Annotated in this window: 20 protein-coding genes and 2 CRISPR repeat arrays (1 of these 22 cut by a window edge); of the genes, 15 read left to right on the forward strand and 5 right to left on the reverse strand. The window is 36.4% G+C overall.

All coding sequences use genetic code 11. The features are described 5' to 3' along the window. Positions 1 to 36: 36 nt before the first annotated feature. Positions 37 to 867: a translation elongation factor Ts gene (gene tsf / locus IEV85_RS06325; protein WP_188461354.1), complete on the forward strand. Its 831-nt coding sequence runs from the start codon at positions 37 to 39 to the stop codon at positions 865 to 867. 156 nt (positions 868 to 1,023) lie between these two features. Here the strand turns inward: tsf and IEV85_RS06330 are convergent, their stop codons facing one another. Genes IEV85_RS06330 through IEV85_RS06350 form a run of 5 tightly spaced genes read right to left on the reverse strand, consistent with a single transcriptional unit; the run spans position 1,024 to position 5,615 of the window. Next, positions 1,024 to 1,644 (reverse strand): TIGR04282 family arsenosugar biosynthesis glycosyltransferase, encoded by a 621-nt coding sequence (locus IEV85_RS06330; protein ID WP_188461356.1) that lies wholly within the window; start codon positions 1,642 to 1,644, stop codon positions 1,024 to 1,026. Then, the gene (locus IEV85_RS06335; RefSeq protein ID WP_229712522.1) at positions 1,637 to 2,128 is read right to left on the reverse strand and encodes a rhodanese-like domain-containing protein; all 492 of its coding nucleotides are present in this window, start codon (positions 2,126 to 2,128) and stop codon (positions 1,637 to 1,639) included. Before IEV85_RS06335 ends, IEV85_RS06330 begins: the two co-directional genes overlap by 8 nt. Before the next feature lie 8 nt (positions 2,129 to 2,136). Then, positions 2,137 to 3,441: an MptA/MptB family glycosyltransferase gene (locus IEV85_RS06340; protein ID WP_188461360.1), complete on the reverse strand. Its 1,305-nt coding sequence runs from the start codon at positions 3,439 to 3,441 to the stop codon at positions 2,137 to 2,139. A gap of 5 nt (positions 3,442 to 3,446) precedes the next feature. After that, positions 3,447 to 4,922, reverse strand: coding sequence for a cellulose synthase family protein (locus IEV85_RS06345; RefSeq protein WP_188461362.1), 1,476 nt, complete (start codon positions 4,920 to 4,922; stop codon positions 3,447 to 3,449). Continuing rightward, the gene (locus tag IEV85_RS06350) at positions 4,923 to 5,615 is read right to left on the reverse strand and encodes a glycosyltransferase family 2 protein (protein ID WP_188461364.1); all 693 of its coding nucleotides are present in this window, start codon (positions 5,613 to 5,615) and stop codon (positions 4,923 to 4,925) included. 290 nt (positions 5,616 to 5,905) lie between these two features. Between IEV85_RS06350 and IEV85_RS06355 the strand changes: the two genes are divergently transcribed. From IEV85_RS06355 to cas2, 14 genes are all read left to right on the forward strand, one after another. Next, a complete protein-coding gene (locus IEV85_RS06355) occupies positions 5,906 to 6,301 on the forward strand; it encodes an Hsp20 family protein (RefSeq protein WP_188461366.1) in 396 nt (131 codons plus the stop codon). 191 nt (positions 6,302 to 6,492) lie between these two features. Beyond that, positions 6,493 to 7,365 (forward strand): sterol desaturase family protein, encoded by an 873-nt coding sequence (locus tag IEV85_RS06360; RefSeq protein WP_188461368.1) that lies wholly within the window; start codon positions 6,493 to 6,495, stop codon positions 7,363 to 7,365. A 94-nt stretch (positions 7,366 to 7,459) separates the two neighbouring features. Beyond that, positions 7,460 to 8,398, forward strand: a complete 939-nt coding sequence (locus IEV85_RS06365) for a helix-turn-helix transcriptional regulator (RefSeq protein WP_188461370.1) — start codon at positions 7,460 to 7,462, stop codon at positions 8,396 to 8,398. Between the two features lie 240 nt (positions 8,399 to 8,638). After that, a complete protein-coding gene (cas6, locus tag IEV85_RS06370; protein ID WP_188461372.1) occupies positions 8,639 to 9,421 on the forward strand; it encodes a CRISPR-associated endoribonuclease Cas6 in 783 nt (260 codons plus the stop codon). 68 nt (positions 9,422 to 9,489) lie between these two features. Continuing rightward, positions 9,490 to 10,107: a hypothetical protein gene (locus tag IEV85_RS06375; protein ID WP_188461374.1), complete on the forward strand. Its 618-nt coding sequence runs from the start codon at positions 9,490 to 9,492 to the stop codon at positions 10,105 to 10,107. A 76-nt stretch (positions 10,108 to 10,183) separates the two neighbouring features. Next, entirely contained in the window at positions 10,184 to 10,840 is a 657-nt protein-coding gene (gene cas6 / locus IEV85_RS06380; protein ID WP_188461376.1) for a CRISPR-associated endoribonuclease Cas6, read from the forward strand. 55 nt (positions 10,841 to 10,895) lie between these two features. Then, positions 10,896 to 11,480, forward strand: coding sequence for a hypothetical protein (locus tag IEV85_RS06385; RefSeq protein WP_188461378.1), 585 nt, complete (start codon positions 10,896 to 10,898; stop codon positions 11,478 to 11,480). A 1-nt stretch (position 11,481) separates the two neighbouring features. Further along, positions 11,482 to 13,629 carry a CRISPR-associated helicase Cas3' gene (gene cas3, locus IEV85_RS06390; RefSeq protein WP_188461380.1) on the forward strand — a complete coding sequence of 716 codons (2,148 nt, stop codon included), beginning with the start codon at positions 11,482 to 11,484 and terminating at the stop codon, positions 13,627 to 13,629. Then, on the forward strand, positions 13,626 to 14,942 hold the full coding sequence (locus IEV85_RS06395) for a hypothetical protein (RefSeq protein WP_188461382.1): 1,317 nt from the start codon (positions 13,626 to 13,628) through the stop codon (positions 14,940 to 14,942). The genes cas3 and IEV85_RS06395 overlap by 4 nt, the downstream gene beginning before the upstream one ends. A 61-nt stretch (positions 14,943 to 15,003) precedes the next feature. After that, positions 15,004 to 16,065 carry a CRISPR-associated protein Cas7 gene (locus IEV85_RS06400; protein ID WP_188461383.1) on the forward strand — a complete coding sequence of 354 codons (1,062 nt, stop codon included), beginning with the start codon at positions 15,004 to 15,006 and terminating at the stop codon, positions 16,063 to 16,065. A 62-nt stretch (positions 16,066 to 16,127) separates the two neighbouring features. Then, positions 16,128 to 16,640 (forward strand): CRISPR-associated protein Cas4, encoded by a 513-nt coding sequence (gene cas4 / locus IEV85_RS06405; RefSeq protein ID WP_188461385.1) that lies wholly within the window; start codon positions 16,128 to 16,130, stop codon positions 16,638 to 16,640. Positions 16,641 to 16,657: 17 nt separating this feature from the next. Further along, the gene (gene cas1b / locus IEV85_RS06410; RefSeq protein WP_188461387.1) at positions 16,658 to 17,662 is read left to right on the forward strand and encodes a type I-B CRISPR-associated endonuclease Cas1b; all 1,005 of its coding nucleotides are present in this window, start codon (positions 16,658 to 16,660) and stop codon (positions 17,660 to 17,662) included. Positions 17,663 to 17,753: 91 nt separating this feature from the next. Continuing rightward, entirely contained in the window at positions 17,754 to 18,089 is a 336-nt protein-coding gene (locus tag IEV85_RS06415; protein ID WP_188461389.1) for a four helix bundle protein, read from the forward strand. Positions 18,090 to 18,181: 92 nt separating this feature from the next. Next, entirely contained in the window at positions 18,182 to 18,445 is a 264-nt protein-coding gene (gene cas2 / locus IEV85_RS06420; RefSeq protein WP_188461391.1) for a CRISPR-associated endonuclease Cas2, read from the forward strand. 213 nt (positions 18,446 to 18,658) lie between these two features. Continuing rightward, a CRISPR array of direct repeats spans positions 18,659 to 22,640; the repeat unit is 30 nt; unit sequence CTCTTAATCGCACCATGCTGGAATTGAAAT. 107 nt (positions 22,641 to 22,747) lie between these two features. Next, positions 22,748 to 24,564: direct repeats of the CRISPR family, unit length 30 nt; unit sequence CTCTTAATCGCACCATGCTGGAATTGAAAT; it runs 454 nt beyond the window's last position.

Raw genomic sequence — 24,564 nt, forward strand, 5'->3', positions numbered from 1 at the left:
TAAACAAAAAATATAAACCATTAAAATTTATCAAGCATGGCTATTACAGCACAAGAAGTAAATAAGCTTAGACAAATGACAGGTGCCGGAATGATGGACTGTAAGAAGGCACTTACAGAAGCCGATGGTGACTTCGACAAAGCAATTGAAATCCTTAGAAAAAAAGGACAAAAATTATCAGAGAAAAGAGCTGACAGAGAAACCTCTGAAGGAAACGTATTCATTAAAACCAATGCAGATAGCACTGAAGCTTTTTTGATTACATTAACTTGTGAAACTGACTTTGTTGCTAAAAATGAAGATTTTCAAAATCTTGGAAAGCAAATAATTGAGTTAGTAGCTGACAAAAAGCCTGCTTCTTTGGAAGAATTAAAAGCTTTACCATTAGACAATACTACTGTTCAGGAAAAAGTGGTAGAGAACATTGGTAAAATTGGCGAAAAACTTGAGATCAGTGACTATGAGCATATCACAGGTGAGAAAGTAGTTTCTTACGTGCATGCAGGAAGTAAATTAGGAGTTTTAGTAGCTTTAAAAAATACTGGTGGTGTTGATGTTGCTGAAGCAGGTAGAGATGTTGCTATGCAAATTGCTGCTATGAACCCGGTTGCTGTAGATAAAGAAGGCGTTGATTCTTCAGTAATTGAAAAAGAAATAGAAATAGGTAAAGAAACTGCACGTCAGGAAGGTAAGCCGGAAGAAATGCTTGAAAAAATTGCTCAAGGTAAATTGAACAAGTTTTTCAAAGAAAATACATTATTAAGCCAGGCTTTCGTGAAGGATAATAAATTATCTATCGCACAATACCTGGATAGCGTAAATAAAGGAATGACTGTTGCTACTTTCAAAAGAGTTGCAATCGGTTAATTGCCAAATCCAAATAGTTTAGTTTAAAGAGGCTCCTTTCAGGAGCCTTTTTTATTGGCTCATTTTCCTAAATATAGGAAGTTAAGTGCTTAATTAGAAAGGTATTTGTATACGAGCTATGGATATAAAATGAAAGATATCTAATTAATAATCAACTCATTTTAAAAAGCTGGTAACCACTTCCTCCGGAATAGTTTTAAGATCTTCTTCTGTGTCAATGTCTGTGAGAGCTTGCAACTTACTAAAGCTTAAATGAAGCTTTCTGAAATCTTTTTCAGTTTCAAGACAAACACTATCAGTACTCCATTCTTTGTTCTCAAATACTTCAGTAATAAGGTGGTTCATGCCAAGCAAATAATAACCTCCATCGGTGCTGGGGCCTATTACAGCATCTTTATTTTGTAATGCTTCAAAGGCTTTATCAATTATTGAGGTATCCAATTTATAGCAGTCACTTCCTATAATGCAGACGGATGTATACCCTTGCTGAAATGCTTCTGAAAAGGCTGCGGACATTTTGCTTCCTAAGTCCCCATTTATCTGAATCCCTTTATTAAATCGCTCATTCTCAGGCCATAGATCGTTCTTGTCTATAAAGGAAGAGTAATAGATAGCTTTGTTCGCTTTAGCAGGGGTCACTACTTCAAGCGTTCTTTCAAGCATTTTCTCGTAAAATCGCAGGGCTTTTTCATCTCCCACAGTGGCAGCAAGCCTGGTTTTACACTTTCCTAATTCAGGATTTTTAACAAATATAATCAGGAGCCTTTTATCAGTCATACACTTTAATTGCTTTATCATCCTCAAGCCATCTGCCCCACAACCTATTGTAAGCATGAACTTCTTCTGTTATTTTATCCTCTTTGTATACAGGATAGCCTTCATTTTTCCATTGGAAGATACCTCCATACAAATTATAGACGTTTTTATATCCTCTTTCCAGTAGCTTTTCACCTATTCTTTCACTTCTGTAGCCTACCGAGCAGTATATGATGATTGGTTTTTCTTTATCAGCCTGCTGAAACTGATCTACTTTAAATTTATCATAATTGACGAACTCTGCATCTTTTATATGGCTTACTTTATATTCTTCAGGCGATCTTGTATCGAGAATAGTAAGGTTATCAATTGCTCTTAATGAATCTAATTGAGCAGGCTTAATAGTAGGTACTGTTTTTTTATATAAAGAATTCAGTTTCTGATCGTAAGTCTGCTGACCACAAGCCAGGAGTGTATTCAGAAAGGAAAAAAGTAATATTTTCAAGAATATTTTCATTTTAAATGATAAAGCGGAACCATTTTTCTTTTTCGTATTATTTCAAATACGATGAAACCAAACAACAAGATGTACTCCAGAAAAGTTATCCATAAGTTTTCATCAAATCCGGATTTTGTATAACCAATATAAGTGAAGAAAATGAGAAATGTCCATACAATAGGAAATTTGTATTCTGAGAGAATACCGAATACAACTAATGGAAGGCAATACCATGGGTGTAGTGTGGTAGCAAATAAACAATAGAAAAGCCAGGTCCATAAAAACCGCTCGGAGAGTTGGGTAGATTCTTTGGCCAGCAGATTATATAGTATTATACTAAAGGCCGTTAAGATACCCATTAATGGACCAGCTATGGCAATAATATTATAGCCTTTTTGCCAGAATCCTATTTCTCTAACCAGATAATAGATACTTGCATTAAATTCAAAAGACTTAAAATAAAGGGCTGAACTTGTGAATATCCCATTAAAAACTTCTAAAAAAAAGAGAGGTAGAAGAGTGAATAAAGCAATGAGTATTGAAATCAAACAATATTGAACCCAATAATTTAATTTGATTTTTTTTAAGTACCCCCATAACAGAATAAGCGGGATTAGCTTAAAAGAGATAGCTAAGCCAGTAGCTATTGCACTTTTTTTGAGTTTGTGCTGGTTAAAGTAAAAAATTGCCAGCACTGCAAAAAATATGACAAAAGCTTCAAAGTGCAGGTTTCCGGACAATTCAAGGACTACCAGAGGGTTTAATGCATACCAGATCACATATTTGGGATTTAAATCATACTGTTTTAATACTTTAGGTAGTAAAATCAAGGTGCCAACTTCAGCTAGTAAAATGAATAGCCTGATGATAATAATACTACCTAATGTGGTGTTAGCAAATGCAGCTATATAAAAGATTAATTGATTAACAGGAGGGTAAATAGTATAGTATTCTGGTGAATTTAGTTTATTAAATAGCGGTTGGGATAAATCGGAATAGCCTAAATTGACAGCTTCAAAAGGAAGCATGGCGTAACTGTCTAATCCATTGAGCCACATTTTTCCGTCCCAAATAAAACGAAAAACATCTTCAGATAAATTAGGAACCAAGAGCAGCAAGCTTAGGCGGAATACAATGGCAAAGCCTGTTATGTAATTTATGGTAAAATTTTCTTTTGCATTAGAAATCAATAAATACAACCCAAATAGTAAACCGTACTGGCTTAAAAGCAATAAGGATTCATTCCTTTTAGTAAAGTAGGAAATGGTGATGAAAAGAGTGCCGAGCAACAGAAAAGCTATTTTAGGCAAAATTCTCATGTGAATTACTTAACCTTGGGTTTTACCGAATGATAGAAAACCATTGAAAAACCTATCATCAGCATAAAGTGGAAAAGGAGCAATCCATAATCCTTTAACTGAATTCCTAAAACTATTCCAAAAGCAAAGTATATAGCCAAAAGTCCTTCCAGTAATGTAAGCCAGCTAAACTGTAATTTAATGTATCTGTTAGATTTCCAGCTTTGGCCTTTGCCGGATAAATTAAATTTTGGCGTTCGGATAAAAGCTGACTTAATACCCAATAAGCCTTCAGCTACAGCTAGTGCATTGTGCAGGGAGAGGCCCATGGAAACGGTGATAAAAACCGGAAATGTTTTGAAAAAATAAGAAGTATGATTTTTTGGCAAAAGAAACTTATTAGCTACCCAATAAAAAATGCCGATAGAGAAAAAGCCTAGCAAAAATACACTTCCTATCTGAAACAGAAGAGCAAGTTCCGGTCTGATGCTTTTAATATAGAGCATAGGTAAGCTCAAAAGAGCTGTTACCAAAATAGCAATAAAAATGGAGCTATTGAACAAGTGAAAGAAAGCATGTGTTTTATGCGAAAAGCCTATTGGTGATTTTAATATCTTTCCAAAATTCTTTCGTGCAGTTTCTGCCCCACCTTTATTCCAGCGAAATTGCTGTGACTTGATAGCAGGCATTATGATGGGCAATTCAGCGGGAGACTCTACATCTTCCCGGTAAAGAAATTTCCAGCCTCTTAATTGTGCTCTGTAGCTGAGGTCTAAATCTTCTGTTAGCGTATCTGCTGACCAGCCTCCTGCATCAATAATGGTTTCTTTCCTCCAAACACCTGCTGTACCATTAAAGTTAATAAAAGAGCCTGCGTGGCTTCTCCCTACTTGCTCAATGGTGAAATGAGCATCCAGCCCGAACGCCAGCAACCGTGTAAGCAATGAGTAGTTTTTATTCGTATGCCCCCACCGTGTCTGTACTACACCAATTTTTTCATTTTTAAATTGTGGCACAGTTTTCCTTAAAAATTGAGGGTCGGGTAGGAAGTCCGCATCGAAAATCGCAATAAATTCAGCATCAGTCAATTGTAATCCATATTGCAATGCCCCTGCTTTATAACCTTCTCTATTTTGTCTTCTGATCAGTTCGATGGAAAACCCTTTGTTTTTCCATTCCGAGATGCTTTTCCGGATGATCTCTGTAGTGTCATCGGTGGAGTCATCTAATACCTGAATGATTAATTTTTCGGTAGGATAATCTAATTCACATACTTTATTGATTAAATCCTTCACTACGTATCGTTCATTGAAAACGGGTAGCTGTACACATACCTTTGGCCAATTTTGTACAGCTTTATCATGTTGCGGTTCCGGATTGGTGCTCAACTGTTTTTTGGCTTTTAAATAATGCCAGGTAAGATGTAGTTGGCCCAGGCTAAAAAGAAATATAAAGAGCAGGCTAATGCTATACAACCATATGACAATCCACTCCCAAAGCATTTATAAATATTTAAATATTGTGTACAAAATTTTGTATCCTGCTGAAACTGCTCCCTTAACGGTGCCTGATACCTTAGAAGTTCCAATACGGTTTTTATAGTTTACAGGTACTTCTGTGCATTTTAGTTTTTGCTTAGCAGCTTTTACCTGCATTTCTACGGTCCACCCATAAGTTTTGTCTGCCATCTGTAAATCCAGCAAGGCACTGTACTTTATTGCCCTAAAAGGACCTAAGTCGGTAAACCGATAATTGTAAAATAATTTTAGCAGCCGTGTGGCAAGCCAGTTTCCAAATACCTGAGGGAATGTCATGGAGCCACTGTCCCGGTTGCCTAGTGCTCTGGAGCCGATTACCATATCCACATTATCTTCAATAATAGGCTTTACCAGTAAAGGGAGTTCTTCGGGGTAGTCTGAAAAATCAGCATCAAGAAAAACTACAATGTCCGGAGTTACCTCCATTTTCTTCAGGTAACCAATACCTTTGAGGCAGGCATTTCCATATCCTTTTATCGGCTGATCAATTACCAAAGCTCCTTCTTTTTCGGCTGCATAGCGAGTTTCATCAGTAGAAGCATTGTTTACTACTATAATAGTATCTACCCATTCTTTTGGGATAGCCTTTACTACAAGACCTACAGCATTTTCTTCATTAAATGCAGGGATAATAACTGATATTTTCGGACGTACCATTGCTGAATTAAGGGTGCAAAGGTACTAATTCACCTATTTTATAATGTCCTTATTTCGACAAATATTATTAATTAAAGAAAACACATTTTCAATCACCTGGAGAATAGGGTCTCTTCAGAGAAGGAAAAATAAGAATTCCACCAATTTGGCGTAAGTATAAGGCTTAAAGCGGGAGATCACCGCTATTATGTCAGTTTAGTTGATTTAATCTGTCAATATGGCTTAAACGTAAGCTCCAAAGCTTTTGGAATATTATTTGATGTTTAAACAGCAAATAAGAAATAAAAGCAATGAATTTACTCAATAATAAAGAACTATTACGAAATCTGTTGATACAAGGAGATCAGTTAAATACTTTAAGTGGAGGAGTATCTCAGGTAACTATGGATGTAAGAAAGCAGGAGGATGGATTTGCGATAACAGTTCATGCACCTGGAATTTCAGCGGAGCACCTGAAGGTAATTTCAGATGTACGTTCACTACAGATCTATGCCACTTTAAGTGGTTTTGATGAAGGATCTACTCCGGCTATATTGCCAGTTTTTTATAGAAAGTTAGATTTGCCAATTTTTGCAAACACTGACGACATAGAAGCCGTATACCATGAAAGTAATTTAGAGATTTTTATCCCGATTGGAAGAAATAATACCGGTAACAAAAAAGAGATTGAAATAAAACAAATATAATATATAGCTGAGCATTGCTGAAACTTGGGCCTTAATTTTCAGCAGTGTTGTATTGAAAGCCCGCTGCAAAAGAAGCACCGCCTCAAAGTGGTGCTTTTTTTGTATCTATTTTAAGATATTAGAATTTGAAATTGAATGAGTAACTTTTGTTACCAACTTTTCCTCCATATTTGCGGTTATTGCAACAAATAATGACACGTTACTTTCAAATATTTATTCAATCATTTACCGACTATGCCCGCTATGTGGGCAATGAGGTGTTAAATGCGCATTGGGGTAATTATTTTTATTGGCTAATAGCCATATCCGTTTTCTTTTATTTACTGGAACTGGTATTTCCTTGGAGAAAGAATCAACCTCGCATCAGGAAGGATTTTTGGCTGGATGCTTTTTATATGTTTTTCAACTTCTTTCTTTTCTCATTAGTAGGGTATTATGCCTTTTCTAATGTATTTGTACAGCTTTTTAACGATTTTCTGGCAATTTTTGGAATTACAAATCTGGTAGCTTTCGAAATACAAACCTGGCCGGTTTGGGCTCAGTTGCTTACTTTATTTATACTTCGGGATTTTATTCATTGGAATGTACATCGGCTTTTGCACCGCGTACCCTGGTTATGGGAGTTTCATAAGGTGCATCACTCTGTTGAGCAGATGGGCTTTGCTGCACATCTGCGTTTTCACTGGATGGAAACTATTGTTTACAGAACAATCGAATATATTCCCCTGGCAATGATTGGCTTTGGCATTCAGGAGTTTCTGTTAGTGCATTTATTCGCCTTATCAATTGGTCATTTTAATCACTCCAATATAAGAGTACCTCTTGGGCCTCTGAAATACCTGTTTAATAATCCTCAGATGCATATCTGGCATCACGCCAAACATTTGCCCGTAAAGCATGGGGTTAACTATGGCATCAGCTTAAGTATTTGGGACTACCTGTTTGGTACACATTATATTCCTTCAGATGGCCGAGATGAGCCACTGGGCTTTGAGAAAGTAGAGGAATTTCCTAATACTTTGAAAGGACAACTTTTTTATGGGTTTAAGAAGAGGGAAAAGTAACTAGCAGGTTTTGCTTTAGTATTTCTCAATTTTTTAATCTTTAGTCGAGAGATTTTATGGAAATAGTTTAAATAATTCATTATTTATTTTTATAATGAGTTATTTAAACCAAACCCTTATGGCTCCTCAGGCAAAATTGCTTCGTTTATTAAAGATTATCAGTATGCTCTCCTCAAAGCAACGATATTCTGTTCCGAAATTAGCTAAAATACTTGAGCTGAGTGAAAGAAGCATCTACCGCTATCTTTCGTTGTTGGAAGAATCTGGTTTTGTAATTGACAAAGATTTCCATGGTAATTATTTTGTCCATCAAGACCTGGATGCAAAGATTAACCCTGTATTTACTACTGATGAACTGGCATTAATGCGTCAGGTTGCAGCCATCAATAAACATCCTTTAATGGACAGTGTCCTGCATAAGCTTTATGAAAGCTCAGAGTTGCCGCCAGTAAAGGAATTGATAGTTAAGGCACGCCTAAGCCAACTAATTGAAAAGATAAAATTTGGTATAACGGAAAAAAGGCAAGTAGTGGTTAAGCACTACCATTCAGCGGAAAGTGGAAGGGTAGCGGACCGATTGGTTGAGCCTTTGTCTATAGAAAATGATTTTTCCACCCTTCAGGCCTTTGATGTTGAAGCTGGGCAAACTAAGTTTTTCAAGTTGGAAAGAATGGCTGGAGTGATTGTGTTGGAACAGGCATGGAAGTTTGAAGCGCAACATACAAAGCAGGAACGAGACTTTTTTGGTATGTCCGGAGCAGCTTCCATTTGGATAAAACTTGAATTGAGCTTACGTGCCTATAATTTAATGAGGGAGGAATATCCGGCCACTATCGATTATTTATTAAAAGAAGAAGATAGTTATTTCTTTTATGGTCCTATCAGAGGATATGAAGGTATTGGCCGGTTTATTTTGGGGCTTCCTGGCGAAGTGCTTCACGTTAATAATAAAGGGTTACTTGACTACCTGGATAAAAAAATGGAATCTTTTTTCAACCTGAATGCACGGAATGTTGCTGGTTTGGGAAAATAAAAACTGCATTTGGCAAACCAATTCGGTGGAGTAGGAAAATCGAATTGATGCAAACAAGTAAGATGCTTACATTTCAGAGTGTCTATTTTGAATCCTAAAGAGATATTTAGCTGCAGATTAAGACAAATATTAGAACCATAAAGATTAGAATAAAAATGAGTGGCTGAGGTTTGCGACACAAGTTGTCAAAAATGAAATGTACTTTGGCCCTTGGGGACACGATAATCATTATTAATAATTATGAGGTTTAAGATACATTTAGAGAGAGTTAGCAGAGATAGGTTTCTGCCTATTAATTACCAGTATGAACTGTCATCAGTGATTTATAAAATCATTCATACGGCTGATAGTGATTTTGCGCGCTTTCTACATGATCAGGGATACATAAACGGAAATAAACCCTTTCGACTATTTACCTTCTCCCATCTTGATTTAGATAAAGCAAAAGTAATTCCTGAAGCAGGCAGGTTGGAGCATTATGGAGATAAAGCTTCTTTTCAATTTAGTTGTATGGTGGATAGGACTGCTGAAGAGTTTATCAAAGGTATTTTCATGGATCAGGAATTTACTTTAGGGGATAAAATAACGCAAGTAGATTATAGAGTGTCTCATATTGAGGCATTAGCACCTCCGGTTTTTATAGAGAAAACGACTTACCGCTGCTTGTCCCCCATATTTATCAGAAGCAAAAGGCCTGATGGGGGAGAGGATTACCTGCACCCAAATGATGAAGGTTACGAAAAGCTGTTGCTGTCCAATCTGGTTTCCAAAGCACAGGCGCTTGCTTTAGCAGGCTCACCAATGGATTACTCATCTGATGAAGTGGCTTTAAAATTGAAACCTACAGGAAAAGTTTATAAAAAGGGAATAACCATCAAGCAAAATACTGCTCAGGCTTCCAAGCTGATTGCTTATAGTTTTGAATTTGAGTTAACAGCCCCGGTGGAGTTGCAGGAAATAGGCTACTATGCCGGTTTTGGCAATTTGGGAAGCCAGGGGTTTGGATGCGTTGGGGTGAAATAGAATTTATACTACAGACGACCCGCAAGGTTTCTAAAACCTTGCGGGTCTAAATTATAAAATAGAGACGAATGGGAAATAAGCGAGAACCTTTTTTACCGGATATTTTATACCATGTTTATAATCATGGAAACAGTACTGATAACATATTTCGATCTGATGAGAATTTTCGTTATTTCCTGATGAAGTATAATCAGTACATAACACCTATTGCAGATACGTTCGCCTATTGCTTAATGCCGAACCATTTTCATTTCGCTATAAGGATAAAGGAAGAGCAAGATTTGCTGCAAGTGTATAAAAAGAAGTTAGAAGCAGCTCCACAAGGTTTCGAAAACCTTGCGGGTCTTATTAGCCGGACATTTGGTAATTTTTTAAATGCTTATGCTAAAGCCTATAATAAAAAGTACGGCAGGCGTGGGAGCTTATTTTTGGATAACATTAAGAGAAAGAAAGTAGAGGAGGAAAGTTATTTCACGCAGTTGATTCATTATATCCACTTCAACCCCGTACACCATGGATTTGTGAAGGATTTAGAGGGTTGGAAACATAGCAGCTACCATGCATTTTTAAGTAAAAAGGCTACACGATTGAAGCGGAAAGCGGCTTTAGACTGGTTTGGAGGGCAAACAGAATTTGAGAAATTTCATCAGCACCAGCCCACTGTTGATTTTGAGTTAGAAATATAAATATTAAATAAAAAACTAAAAACCCGCAAGGTTGGAAAAACCTTGGAAAAACCTTGCGGGTTGGGAGAATAAAATTATGAGATTAATACTAAAAATTTCAGCTAATAAAAGCACTGTACCTTTCGATTATCAAAAATACCTGGCAGGAGCCTTTCATAAATGGCTTGGTAGAAATGAAGTACATGATGATGTTTCACTTTATTCATTATCGTGGTTGCAGGGAGGTCAGAGGATTAAGGATGGATTAGATTTTAGAAATGGCGCAGAATGGGCGATTAGCACTTATGATGTGGGGTTACTTAAAAAGTTGATCCAAAATATCCAAGATGATCCTAAGATCCATTTTGGGATGAAAGTGGATGGAGTTACAATTTGTCAAGAACCACAATTTGAAACCAAACAAAGGTTTTTACTTAACAGCCCAATTTTTATTAAAAGAAAAGAAGGCGAAAGGATAAAATTCTACCTCTATTCAGATAAAGAAAGTGAAGATTTGATGATTGCTACATTAAAAACCAAATTAAAAAAAGCTGGTCTTAATCAAGAAGGGGTAAAAGTATATTTTGATCCTAACTATCAGAATCCTAAAACAAAAAAGATCTCTTTTAATGGGATTGATTGTAGGGCAAGTATGTGTCCGGTTATTATAGAAGGAAGTCCGGAACAATTAGCCTTTGCCTGGAATGTTGGTATTGGAAATTCTACGGGAATAGGATTCGGAGCTTTAAAATAGAATTTAAACAAACCCGCAAGGTTTTCAAAACCTTGCGGGTCTAAACGAAGATATTATGAACTATTATGTAGTTAAATATTCAGGGCCATTTGGTTTTATCAAACCATGGACGGCAGTGAGGGACAGCGAAACATTTAGTCAGCAATTTTTGACACCTTCTATAGTTGAGGGTATGGAGAAGAAATTGTTTCCTGAGACACTAAGCGTCTCAGGCATCCATAAAATCGTAGGGCATCGTATTTCTTATGATCAGGTATCTGGACAACAAGAAGTTATTCAAACCCGTGGATGGAATTCTACCAGAAAAGGTAAAGAGTTTCTTTTTGACCGCCCCAAAGCTATTTTGGTTAGGGGAGTATTACAAAATCCAATTCTTCACCTTGCATTTTTAAATAAAGAAGAAGCGATAAGTGCTGCTGAACAACATGTTTGCCTGTGCCGAAATGAAGACATATTATTCCCTGAATTAATTTCAGAGAGTACAAAAGAAGAGTTTGAAACAAGTGATGAAAAATACACTGGATTTGAGCTTGTATTTGAGAAAAATGAGAAATCCTTTTTAGTAGGTTACCATAGAATAAGTAATGAACCTATGCACGGATGGATACGCGTAGTTGGTCAACCTGTAAATGCTGTATGAAATGAATAGATTAGCAGCCAAATCAGGACCTGAATGGACTACACTAAAAGAACATTTGCTACATGTTTCTTATGCAGCTAAAGCATTCGCCTCCTATCTGAAAATGGATGAAGAATTAGCTTACAAAGGTGCGATTCTTCACGATATTGGCAAGGCACATCCTGAATTTCAAAAAAGGTTGACATCATTAAGCAGAAATTCAAAGATTTTTAGGCATGAAATAAGTTCATTATTATTTCTTTCTGTATTTCCAGTTGAGGATCGAGCTCAATTAATAGAAATGGTTGCAGGGCATCATAAATCTATAAAGAATGATGCAGGTGATAAAGGTCTACTGGATTTGGAAGATGGCTATGATTATGAAGATTATCACATAGGTACATGGGAAGAGTGGAGTCTTGCAGCATTTGAACTACTTAATGAATTAGGTATCAGTTGCAAGCCTTTTTCAGAAGGTCAAGCGAGAGAAAACTTATCAGATGCCGTAAATTATTGCCAGAAAAAATCGAAAGAAAGAGGCTATTCAGAATGGAGGGGTCTACTCATGGGTGCTGACCATTATGCATCAGCCTTGATTGATGAAACACAAAATAAATTAGAAAAGGCTTTTAAAGTTCCCAAACTGACTTTCTTCAACCGAACGCATAAGCTATATCCTTTGTCGTTAAAAGAAACCAATTCTCCCCAAAAACACACTATTGTTGTTGCGTGTACAGGAGCTGGAAAAACAGACTTTCTGTTTAAAAGAACGAAAGGAAGGGTTTTTTATACACTTCCTTTTCAAGCTTCCATCAATGCCATGTTTAAGCGTCTTGCAAAAGATTTAGAACCAACTAATCCTGATTTGGATATCCGCGTTTTGCACTCGGCTTCAATGGTAGTTAAAAGGAAAGGTGCAGAGGAAGAAACTGTACTGCAATCACTTTTTGGTTCATCTATTAAAATATTAACACCGCATCAGTTAGCCTCTATTGCCTTTGGAATGAGAGGGTTTGAAGCATTGCTGTTGGATTTAAAAGGATGTGATATTATTCTGGATGAGATTCATACCTATACTGGTGTTTCACAGGCTATCGTATTAAAATTGGTTCAAATACTTAATCAGCTAGATTGCAGAATCCATATCGGAACAGCTACTATGCCTACAGAATTATATAATAAAATTCTGGAAGTGCTTGGGAAAGATGTTTATGAAGTCAAATTAACTGATAAAGAGATGGATCAATTTGATCGACATGAAATTCATAAAATTAAATCGTTCAATGATGCTACTGAACGAATTGATCAGGCTATTGAAAAAAATGAAAAAATACTAATTGTTTTTAATAGAGTAGCACGAGCACAAGAAGCATATTTATTCTTAAAAAATGATTATCCGGATGTCCCCATTTTACTACTTCATAGTAGATTCAAACGAGGAGATCGAAATGAAAAGGAAAAAATATTAATGGGGTTAGATGATAAAGGGAATTCTCTTGAGGAATTCAATACATCATCCAAAGCTTGTATAGTAGTATCCACTCAAATTGTTGAAGTTAGCCTGGATATTAGTTTTGATTTAATGATTACTGAAACTGCACCAATCGATGCACTTATTCAGCGATTTGGCAGAGTAAACAGGAAAAGAACAGCAGCTACAATTGGCAAAACTAAGCCTATTTATGTGATTCCGCCACCTGAGAATAAAAATGACGCTCTGCCTTACGATGTAGAGGTTTTAAAAAGATCATTCGAAATTTTGCCCGATAAACAAGTATTGAAGGAAAGGGAATTACAGACGAAAATTGATTATGTATTTCCAACTATAGATTTTTTGAATATAGAGAATCACTCAGTTTTTAAAGCAGATGGAAAGATTTCTATTAATCAGTTAACGCACAGAAGTAAATCAATACTTTTTGAATTGTTGGAAATTGATTCCGTTTCCTGTATTTGTGAAGGAGATTTAGAGGAATATGAAAATTCCTATTTTGAAAGGAGGTTGGAATTAGAAATTCCTATTAGATATTATGCCGTATGCAATTTGAATCAAGCCCAAAAAGGAAATAAACCATTTGTTATACCGGACAAAGCTTACGAGTACCATTCAGGATTAGATGTAAGAAAGATTTCAGAGCATAATTTTGACGTAAATAATCATATACTATGATACCATCAGTAATAGGAAGAACCTTTTTGGATGCATACAATGAGAAAAATGAAAAGAAACTTTCTCCAAAAGAATTCTTCGAAGATGAATATTGGGAATTGTTTTATAACCACCCTAAGTATCTCCAATGGGTAACAAACTCACCTTTTGTTCAAATGAAGAAGGGACAAAAGCCCCATCTATTGACAGAAATAGACAGAAAGGAAAAGCTAGAAAATTTATTTGAGAAGGCAGAGAATGAGATTCCTGATGCAAGCTTTGCTTTAGGGTTTCCTGCATCTGAATCCAAAGAATTTGCTAGTACATCCGGTTTAGTAAGTGAAGTGAAGATTCCTGTCGATGGAAATGAAGTATACCTATCATGGATTGGAAGCAGTTTAGGGATAGGAGTAGCAGGTGGATTTACCATCCTTTTTGATGATCCTGCCATTACCTTACAAACTTATGAGGGTTGGAAGGTTTATCGTAAGTATTTGAATGATCCTGTATTAGAAAAATTGAGAGGAAATCAGATTAATACTTGGAATGGACAATGGCTGGCATATTCAATGAACCAGGAAGATTTTAGAGCAGACTTTGATTTTTCTACGCTTACTGATTATAAGATCTTTAAGGTGGAAACATCTTTAGCGGAGGTAAATACTGTAAACTGGTCTCGTTTATTTTTCAGTCTCTCACTTCAATTTCCAAATAAAGAAATGATGGGTTATGTATATGGATTTGGACAAACTAATAAAACCATTGGTTTCATTCCATTCCACCTAAAGTCAGGGAAAAAACTTTGGGAGGTTTATCAACACCTATTCGGCGGGCAAAAAGTAGATAAAAATATTTTCGAAAGTCTATTTGGTATGCATATTAAAAGAGCCTGTGAATTGGGCAGTATTGGATTGCAAGCACTAAGGCCTGAAGGTCTTAAAAAATATATGAAGGAAGATAAAAATCTGTCATTTAAAAAAGAAGAAGACACAATCAATTATCAAGCATATAAAACCTGGTTAGTAGCTATGTTAACAAAAAACAAAGAAGAAATCACAGATTATACTATGGATTTAGCAAAGATTCTCCAAAAGTATAGAGCAGAGGGTACAAAATTAGATCGGAAAAACCTCATTGAAAAGGAGCTATTTGCCTCTCCTTCCAAAAGGGGCTTTATAGAAGCACTCACTAAGATGATTAAAGATTTAGATGGTGAAGCGCTGCTTAGTATCAAGCAACTTAAAGACGAAGTGCATCTTATGACGAATGAAGAATATGGATATTTCTGTACATTACTCAAATTTGACTATGCTTTTGTAGAAAAACAAGCTTAGCATTATTCTAAACATATTATATGAAGTAAAATATCATCAAAAAAACAATAAAAGCATTATTATGAACACAGTATATATTAGAACATTAAAAAGAGCAGAGCACACAGTTTTCAATGTTTCAGATGGTCAAAAATATTATTTTGATAATCAATTTGGAAGAAGGATTCCATATTCTAGCGGTCAGCAAGTTAAAAGATCGGTGATTGATACGCTTTGTGAAACAATCAACCAAGTTCCTTCTCCTACAACCTTTCTATTTGACGTAAATAAACAAAAAGAACTGAAGGAAGGAGAGGTATATGCAACTTGCGATCCAACTTATGCCGATCAGCTATTTGGCGGATGGATGAAAGCTGCTAAAGGTGGTAAGGAGAGAACTTTAAAAAGAAGAAGCCCTTTATCAATTTCAGCAATGAGGGCTTTGCACCCACTTCTTGCGGGTTTGGATATTGAGAATGCTTCTTTTGATAGAAGTGATAGACCTAATAATAAGGTAATAATCAGAGATGAAAAAGGCAATCAGCTAAATGAAGAAGAAGTAGTTTCTTTACTTGAAGAAAAGGATAGAAGTGTAAGTCGTAAATGGATTCCAAATAACAGTAGAGCAACCGGGCTTTTTATAATGGATGTTGCTATTGACCTCAGGCGCCTTTTTAATGTCAGTATCAATCAATTAGAACCTGAAATGTCTGATGAGACCATAGAAAAACTAAAAGGAGAAGGATGGGTGGAATCAGAAAATGTATTTGGTAAATGCTTGGTAGCACCTAAGACTTTGCGTGAAAAATGGATTCCTGGCTTAGCTAAAGCGATTATCAACTGGAGAATTACTTCTAACCAATCACGCACCTTCAGTTTAATGGATACACTTGCACTTTCCATAAGCGATAATGCTAACTTAATAGCAGGAAGCATCCGAGCTAAGCTTTCTGAAGAAGATTCAAGGAGAGCCGACCCTATTGTTGATGAAAACATAAATGGTGTAGATACTTTTGTTACGCTTCAGGCTGGCGCATATATTCATACTAAGAGTGAAAAAGTGGATGCATTGGAAACAGCAGAAAAAGCTCTTGTTGCACTTCTGTTAGCCTTTGACTACGAAAATCAATTAGCAAGAGATTAATCCCAAAAACCCACAAGGTTTCCAAAACCTTGCGGGTTTAATTGCCAGGCTTAAATAGATAAATGTTCATAACCGGAACCCATATCGCCTATTACCATACCTGCCACCGCAAGCTCTGGCTATACGCCAATGGCATTCAGATGGAGCATACTTCAGAAACCGTGGCCGAGGGTAAGCTGATAGGAGAAACTTCCTATGCTGAAAGGGCCGTGAAATACACAGAATTGGCTATTGATGGGATTAAAATCGACTTCTACGATGCCAAAAACAAAGTGGTGCATGAAGTAAAGAAGTCCGACAAGGTAGAGCAAGCACATATAGCACAGGTAAAATATTATTTGTACATCCTGCACAAAAATGGGATTGATGATGCTTCTGCTATTATCGAGTATCCTAAAATGCGTCAGAAGCAGATGATTGGGTGGGAGGAGGGAGATAAAGCTACTGTTGAGTTTTGGGTGGAAGAGATTCGCAAACTAATTAATCTGGAAACTTGCCCGCCTCTGGTAAAACTGAAAATTTGTAAAAAATGCAGCTATTATGACTTTTGCTATTCAGGTGAAGTATTAGAATAGCTTTTTAGCTCCTGAACATGAAGAAAACCTACTACTTATTTAACCCGGGCCGCTTGAGCCGAAAGGACAACACCTTAAAATTTGTTCCTGTAGATGAAAGTGGGAAGGAGGGTACCGCAAAATATATTCCTGTGGAAGGTGTCTCTGATTTGTACTGCTTCGGCTCATTGGATACAAACAGTGCTATGTACAATTTTCTGGGTAAAAATAGTATAAGTGTCCATTTCTTCGACTATTATGAACACTATACCGGAAGTTTTCAACCTAAAGAATATTTGTTGGCAGGTAAAATGCAAATTCAGCAAACCTCCCACTATCTGGACTCCTATAAAAGATTAAAGATTGCAAAAAGCTTTATTGAAGGAGCTGCTTTTAATATCAGCAAAAACTTGCGTTATTACCTGAACAGGGATCGGGATGTAAGTTTGCATTTGGAAAAAATCACAGCTTTTAGCCAATTAATTGATTCTACTACAGAAGTGCCTGTGTTGATGGGAATAGAAGGAAACATCAGGCAGGTTTATTATGACGCTTTTAATACTATAGTGAAAGACCATGCTATGGAGGGAAGAAGCAAGCAACCTCCCATGAATGAAATCAATGCTTTAATTTCCTTTGGCAATATGATGTGTTACACCTTATGTCTGGATCAGATCTACCATACACAGCTCAACCCTACTATTAGTTTTTTACACGAGCCAGGTTACAGACGTTTTTCACTTGCTTTGGATTTAGCAGAAATTTTTAAACCTATTTTAGTGGATAGGACTATATTTAGGGTGTTGAACAAAAAAGAGGTGCAGTCGAAAGATTTTGATTTCCATGTGAATAAAGTAGTGTTAAAGGAATCGGGAAAGAAAGCTTTTATAAGAGCATTTGAAGAGCGGTTGAATGAAACTATTAAGCACCGGACGCTGAACAAAAGTGTAAGCTACAAGCATTTGGTCAAGTTGGAGTGTTACAAATTAAGCAAGCACTTATTAGGAATTGAAACTTATAAACCTTTTAAAATTTGGTGGTAAGGTTGAAGGTAGGAAGTATTGACTAAAATAAGTATTGTAAATATTATCAGATAATGAAGAAAAATGTTGAGTCTCAGGAGCGTTTGAGTTTATGAAAAAAATGCAAACCAGGTCAAAATGCTTTGCTCTTGATGTGATAAAGATGTGTGATGATTTACCCAAGAAAAAATCCTCTGATGTTATTTCTTATCAAATTATTAAAAGTGCGACTTCGCAGGCTGCAAATTACCGCGCGGCATGCAGGGCTAGATCAGGTGCGGAGTTTTTAAGTAAAATGTTTATTGTGGTAGAAGAAGCTGATGAAACTTCCTTCTGGCTAGAAATGCGTCATGATTCTGATTTAATTGATGAGTCAAAGTTTCAAAAATTATTTAAAGAATCCGGAGGAATTATTGAAAATATTTTCAAGTGCAAGAAAAAATGCTAAAATTAAGAAGTAGGGTTGAAGGATAGAACCAAGAAGTTAGATTTAATTCAGCTATTCAATCATTCATTTATTTATTTATTCAATAATTCAACATGTATGTAATTTTAGTATACGATATGGGAGAAAAGCGTGTAGTGAAAATGTTAAAACTATGCCGGCAGTATTTGAACTGGATTCAGAATTCCGTTTTTGAGGGCGAAATAACAGAAGTAAAATTGAAGGAACTCTTAAGCCAGGCTAAAATGTTTATGCGTCCTGAAACGGATAGCGTTATTATATTTAAAAGCAGGGAAGAGCGCTGGTTAGAAAAAGAGATTATTGGAAATGAGAAAAACGACCTTGATACCTTCCTATAGCTATTTAGGTCGTCAAAGATTAAAAACATCCTGATCTCATCTGAACGGATTTGCTGTAACAATTAGAAAAACCTTATTCTTTTAACAAAAAAGGAGGTTGTCGAACCTCCGGTAAAAATCGTTTATTGCAGGTTGACGATCTGCGGAAGAAAAAGTCATTAAAAAAGATCTGATCTATTGGAAAAAAGCCTATTTTTGAACTGAAGCTAACGGCTCTTAATCGCACCATGCTGGAATTGAAATGAAGGAGCAAATAGGAAAAAAGCAATAGTTAATTTTCTCTTAATCGCACCATGCTGGAATTGAAATTTTCAACAGGCTGGTAAGAAAGTATTTTAGCGCGCTCTCTTAATCGCACCATGCTGGAATTGAAATATGATTTTATTCTTATTATCAATCAAGAATACACGACTCTTAATCGCACCATGCTGGAATTGAAATTAGTATTTTTCAACATCTAACGAGTCAAATTCCTGCTCTTAATCGCACCATGCTGGAATTGAAATTTTACTTTAATTAAGTAATCATCACAGAAATCAAACCTCTTAATCGCACCATGCTGGAATTGAAATCCGCAAAAATCGGTGTGCATATTATCGCTGCTGTTACTCTTAATCGCACCATGCTGGAATTGAAATACTGAAACTCATTTGAGTTGATGCAGTAGAATTTGTCTCTTAATCGCACCATGCTGGAATTGAAATATACTGGAATTTGTAACAATCGAAGCCGATGGAAACTCTTAATCGCACCATGCTGGAATTGAAATGTATTATCAGTATTTACTATATCACAAAATATCTTTCTCTTAATCGCACCATGCTGGAATTGAAATCTCAAACAAATGAGCCGTCAAGCGACACTCAATTATCTCTTAATCGCACCATGCTGGAATTGAAATTTCTTTTTTGCATCTGAGATGTTGAAGGTAATGATTCTCTTAATCGCACCATGCTGGAATTGAAATATATTTAAAGTCTCAGTTACCTTTAAACAAAGTAAACTCTTAATCGCACCATGCTGGAATTGAAATAAGAACAAGAAAGAGAAACCTTATTCTTGATCATACTCTTAATCGCACCATGCTGGAATTGAAATTAGTGAGATTAAATAACTTATCACTGTATTTATCGGCTCTTAATCGCACCATGCTGGAATTGAAATAAAGCTGAAAACGCTGAAGTGGTTTCTCCTAAATATCTCTTAATCGCACCATGCTGGAATTGAAATATAAAAAAATGAACTGGCACGAAAGATTAAAAGCATCTCTTAATCGCACCATGCTGGAATTGAAATTCAGCTTTAAAATTCATAAAATCTAAAACATAATACTCTTAATCGCACCATGCTGGAATTGAAATTTTGTTTTTATAGAGGCCACAGCAACAATATCGAACTCTTAATCGCACCATGCTGGAATTGAAATTCATTGACTAAATTGATAGATTCATCAAAAGATATTCTCTTAATCGCACCATGCTGGAATTGAAATCATGGAATGACTATAGGAATGCAATGGAGATGTGGGCTCTTAATCGCACCATGCTGGAATTGAAATATTCTTCATTAAGCTGTGAATTCAGCTCTTTCAATTCTCTTAATCGCACCATGCTGGAATTGAAATGGTTGTGGGTGGTGTGCTTTAATGTTAAGTATGCTCCTCTTAATCGCACCATGCTGGAATTGAAATTTCATTATAGTCTCTCATTTTATGTTTAGTTTCGATCTCTTAATCGCACCATGCTGGAATTGAAATGCGTTAGTGTATCTTCCTTTACATAAAATATATCTACTCTTAATCGCACCATGCTGGAATTGAAATCTATCATTTTTAATTTCTTGAAGGTCGGGATAAGTTCTCTTAATCGCACCATGCTGGAATTGAAATGTTTAAGCAAATCAGCAAAAAAGTTATCATACTCTACTCTTAATCGCACCATGCTGGAATTGAAATCGTGCTTTTGCTACCGGTGGAGCAACTGCAAGTACTCTCTTAATCGCACCATGCTGGAATTGAAATTTTATTTGAAACCTATTTTGGTGCATAAATTTATTCTCTTAATCGCACCATGCTGGAATTGAAATTATTTCATTTATTAAGTATTTGACTGCCGTCTACACTCTTAATCGCACCATGCTGGAATTGAAATCTTAAATCGTTGCCCGGTCCGTGTAATTCTGTTTCACTCTTAATCGCACCATGCTGGAATTGAAATGTTGATCAGTTTTACTATTAATGGCAATTACTTTCTCTCTTAATCGCACCATGCTGGAATTGAAATAAAAGGGTGAGGTAGAGCGCAGAATAAACGAAAACACTCTTAATCGCACCATGCTGGAATTGAAATACGTGATTCCCTCATAGCAAAGTACGAAGCTATTTACTCTTAATCGCACCATGCTGGAATTGAAATTTGAAATTACTGAGCAATCAAAACCAACAAATGTTCTCTTAATCGCACCATGCTGGAATTGAAATTAAACGCAATACTAGCCTTAAGAAAAAGAATTAAGGTCTCTTAATCGCACCATGCTGGAATTGAAATTGGTAGAATATGAAGGAGATTCCGACAGCCTGCGCACTCTTAATCGCACCATGCTGGAATTGAAATTTGTTATTTTGTTTTAAGTTGATAATTCAGTTCTTCTCTTAATCGCACCATGCTGGAATTGAAATGATGTATGCCGAAATTGCCAATAGCCTTAAAAAAGCTCTTAATCGCACCATGCTGGAATTGAAATAATTCTTTTGTTCTGAAAGTAAATTATCTGGAATCTCTCTTAATCGCACCATGCTGGAATTGAAATTTACATAGGCGTGGATGTTGATTTGCGTTGGGAAGGCTCTTAATCGCACCATGCTGGAATTGAAATGTGCCTCAATAGCCGTTTTGTAGGTCTCAGTCTGTCTCTTAATCGCACCATGCTGGAATTGAAATTAGTTTTTAATAGTTTCCTACACTATTCCTACACTACTCTTAATCGCACCATGCTGGAATTGAAATGATACTACCGTATCTTCTAGAACCTTTTCAGTATGTGCTCTTAATCGCACCATGCTGGAATTGAAATGGAGATCAATTTAAAGGTAAGACAGAAACAATGATCTCTTAATCGCACCATGCTGGAATTGAAATTGAATTTCTCTTTGTAGTAATTGAGAAATACTTAACCTCTTAATCGCACCATGCTGGAATTGAAATCTTGATCTTACTGATATAGATGATAATAGGCGATTGCTCTTAATCGCACCATGCTGGAATTGAAATGATACTACCGTATCTTCTAGAACCTTTTCAGTATGCTCTTAATCGCACCATGCTGGAATTGAAATATCGATTCCGGCTGATGCTGGATAGCGCATTGCTTACTCTTAATCGCACCATGCTGGAATTGAAATCACTCAAAAAAAATTTCTATCTATTAGTAAAAGTTACTCTTAATCGCACCATGCTGGAATTGAAATGGGCTTTTTTTATGGGTTTTCGTCTGAAAATGTATGCTCTTAATCGCACCATGCTGGAATTGAAATTACTGACCGCTAAGCGTGTTGCCTCCCTGGCTATTCAACTCTTAATCGCACCATGCTGGAATTGAAATTTGTATAAGGGTATTGGAAGAGACATATTTGAAAATCTCTTAATCGCACCATGCTGGAATTGAAATGCGTTTGCGTAATAACTCTAGATCCTGTTGAACCTTCTCTTAATCGCACCATGCTGGAATTGAAATGAGGAAAGGATGGGACAACAGCTCCTATGATGCCAACTCTTAATCGCACCATGCGGGAATTGAAATAAAGCTCGAGAAATTAACAATGAACCTTCTATGACTCTCTTAATCGCACCATGCTGGAATTGAAATCCTTGTGAAAGTCCCTGGCCGACGGCCAACATTGCCTCTTAATCGCACCATGCTGGAATTGAAATTTGGATATTACAGATATTGACGATTTACGTCAAGACCTCTTAATCGCACCATGCTGGAATTGAAATGGGCTTTTTTTATAGATTTAATGATAGAAAATGATTCTCTTAATCGCACCATGCTGGAATTGAAATGCGTAGGATTGTATGATTATAAATTAAATATATTATTCTCTTAATCGCACCATGCTGGAATTGAAATTCAGTTATTACTCCGCCAATTGAAACCAGCAATGTACTCTTAATCGCACCATACTGGAATTGAATTCTCACCCATTCAAAAAAACAAACACTCTGGGTGAGAATCGCGAGGGGTTTTGTGCGGCATGATATTGCGGGTATGAGCAAATATTTATAGAGGGTACTTATATTTTAAGGATAAATCGCACCATGCTGGAATTGAAATGAATGTATAATAAAACCCTTGAAATGCAAACTAAAACTCTTAATCGCACCATGCTGGAATTGAAATAAATCAAATGAAGCCGAGGAGGTATTAAATGCAGTAACTCTTAATCGCACCATGCTGGAATTGAAATTTTTCAAAATGATGGCCTTTTTCAAGCGAATCAAGCTCTTAATCGCACCATGCTGGAATTGAAATGGTGTACGCTTCTTTTCACTTCCGGATCTCCACCGTACTCTTAATCGCACCATGCTGGAATTGAAATTGAACATGAACTCGAAATCAGAAAAAGAAATGACATCTCTTAATCGCACCATGCTGGAATTGAAATTAAGCTCAGGCACATGGAAAGTAATCAGGCAGGAATTCTCTTAATCGCACCATGCTGGAATTGAAATGTGTTGGATGAAAACAGATGGTTTATAGCCATTGCCTCTTAATCGCACCATGCTGGAATTGAAATCTATAAACATTTGTTGGTTTTGATTGCTCAGTGATCTCTTAATCGCACCATGCTGGAATTGAAATCAGAAAAGTTAATGCAAGGCTAAAAGCTGTAAAATCCTCTTAATCGCACCATGCTGGAATTGAAATTTAATTCTGCCAGATCGTCCGCAATACGGCTGTGGCTCTTAATCGCACCATGCTGGAATTGAAATATGAATTGGCTATGCGTTGAATGCAACCTAATTGACTCTTAATCGCACCATGCTGGAATTGAAATGTGTGAGGTTCAATAGCTTTTGTACACTGATATTTCTCTTAATCGCACCATGCTGGAATTGAAATGAGATTGATCAATCACCAAATCATTGCATTGCTTGTACTCTTAATCGCACCATGCTGGAATTGAAATGGGGCAGGACTTTTATAAAACAATGCATTATTTTTACTCTTAATCGCACCATGCTGGAATTGAAATACGTGATTCCCTAATAGCAAAGTACGAAGCTATTTACTCTTAATCGCACCATGCTGGAATTGAAATGTTGCTAAGAAGAGGTTACGGAGCGGTAAACGACTTCTCTTAATCGCACCATGCTGGAATTGAAATGTTGCTAAGAAGAGGTTACGGAGCGGTAAACGACTTCTCTTAATCGCACCATGCTGGAATTGAAATCGTGCTTTTGCTACCGGTGGAGCAACTGCAAGTACTCTCTTAATCGCACCATGCTGGAATTGAAATCTGAGGATGGAAAAGGCTCGAAGGCTTCTTTCTTCCCTCTTAATCGCACCATGCTGGAATTGAAATTGAGAAGTTTTTTTCAATCTCTTCTTAGTATTACACTCTTAATCGCACCATGCTGGAATTGAAATTCGTTTTAATGTGGTTTATTTGCTGTTATCTAGCAACTCTTAATCGCACCATGCTGGAATTGAAATGCAGGAGCAAGTGATACATCAACAGTTCAGGTCAATCTCTTAATCGCACCATGCTGGAATTGAAATATTAGTGCCTCAAAATGTTCTGTTAATGATTTTTCTCTTAATCGCACCATGCTGGAATTGAAATGGTACTAACCCGGGTGATGAAGTTAAAATTATAGCTGCTCTTAATCGCACCATGCTGGAATTGAAATTGCTAAAAAGCTGTTGTATATGAGATATGACCACACACTCTTAATCGCACCATGCTGGAATTGAAATGTACAAGATGGTGATGAGAAAGAACAATATAATAAGCTCTTAATCGCACCATGCTGGAATTGAAATTTACCTACTCCCCATGCCGTAAAATCTGCATAATAAACTCTTAATCGCACCATGCTGGAATTGAAATTTTGCTT

The organism is Marivirga lumbricoides (assembly GCF_014636295.1).
Taxonomy (GTDB): domain Bacteria; phylum Bacteroidota; class Bacteroidia; order Cytophagales; family Cyclobacteriaceae; genus Marivirga; species Marivirga lumbricoides.

Excerpts from the sequence above, each read along its gene's own strand:
- IEV85_RS06340 (WP_188461360.1), bottom strand. The coding sequence starts at position 3,441 with ATGAGAATTTTGCCTAAAATAGCTTTTCTGTTGCTCGGCACTCTTTTC.
- IEV85_RS06350 (WP_188461364.1), bottom strand. The coding sequence starts at position 5,615 with ATGGTACGTCCGAAAATATCAGTTATTATCCCTGCATTTAATGAAGAA.
- IEV85_RS06400 (WP_188461383.1), top strand. The coding sequence starts at position 15,004 with ATGAACACAGTATATATTAGAACATTAAAAAGAGCAGAGCACACAGTT.
- IEV85_RS06360 (WP_188461368.1), top strand. The coding sequence starts at position 6,493 with ATGACACGTTACTTTCAAATATTTATTCAATCATTTACCGACTATGCC.
- IEV85_RS06345 (WP_188461362.1), bottom strand. The coding sequence starts at position 4,922 with ATGCTTTGGGAGTGGATTGTCATATGGTTGTATAGCATTAGCCTGCTC.
- cas6 (WP_188461372.1), top strand. The coding sequence starts at position 8,639 with ATGAGGTTTAAGATACATTTAGAGAGAGTTAGCAGAGATAGGTTTCTG.
- cas2 (WP_188461391.1), top strand. The coding sequence starts at position 18,182 with ATGTATGTAATTTTAGTATACGATATGGGAGAAAAGCGTGTAGTGAAA.
- tsf (WP_188461354.1), top strand. The coding sequence starts at position 37 with ATGGCTATTACAGCACAAGAAGTAAATAAGCTTAGACAAATGACAGGT.
- IEV85_RS06395 (WP_188461382.1), top strand. The coding sequence starts at position 13,626 with ATGATACCATCAGTAATAGGAAGAACCTTTTTGGATGCATACAATGAG.
- IEV85_RS06330 (WP_188461356.1), bottom strand. The coding sequence starts at position 1,644 with ATGACTGATAAAAGGCTCCTGATTATATTTGTTAAAAATCCTGAATTA.
- IEV85_RS06355 (WP_188461366.1), top strand. The coding sequence starts at position 5,906 with ATGAATTTACTCAATAATAAAGAACTATTACGAAATCTGTTGATACAA.
- cas3 (WP_188461380.1), top strand. The coding sequence starts at position 11,482 with ATGAATAGATTAGCAGCCAAATCAGGACCTGAATGGACTACACTAAAA.
- IEV85_RS06365 (WP_188461370.1), top strand. The coding sequence starts at position 7,460 with ATGAGTTATTTAAACCAAACCCTTATGGCTCCTCAGGCAAAATTGCTT.
- cas4 (WP_188461385.1), top strand. The coding sequence starts at position 16,128 with ATGTTCATAACCGGAACCCATATCGCCTATTACCATACCTGCCACCGC.
- IEV85_RS06375 (WP_188461374.1), top strand. The coding sequence starts at position 9,490 with ATGGGAAATAAGCGAGAACCTTTTTTACCGGATATTTTATACCATGTT.
- IEV85_RS06415 (WP_188461389.1), top strand. The coding sequence starts at position 17,754 with ATGAAAAAAATGCAAACCAGGTCAAAATGCTTTGCTCTTGATGTGATA.
- cas1b (WP_188461387.1), top strand. The coding sequence starts at position 16,658 with ATGAAGAAAACCTACTACTTATTTAACCCGGGCCGCTTGAGCCGAAAG.
- IEV85_RS06385 (WP_188461378.1), top strand. The coding sequence starts at position 10,896 with ATGAACTATTATGTAGTTAAATATTCAGGGCCATTTGGTTTTATCAAA.
- cas6 (WP_188461376.1), top strand. The coding sequence starts at position 10,184 with ATGAGATTAATACTAAAAATTTCAGCTAATAAAAGCACTGTACCTTTC.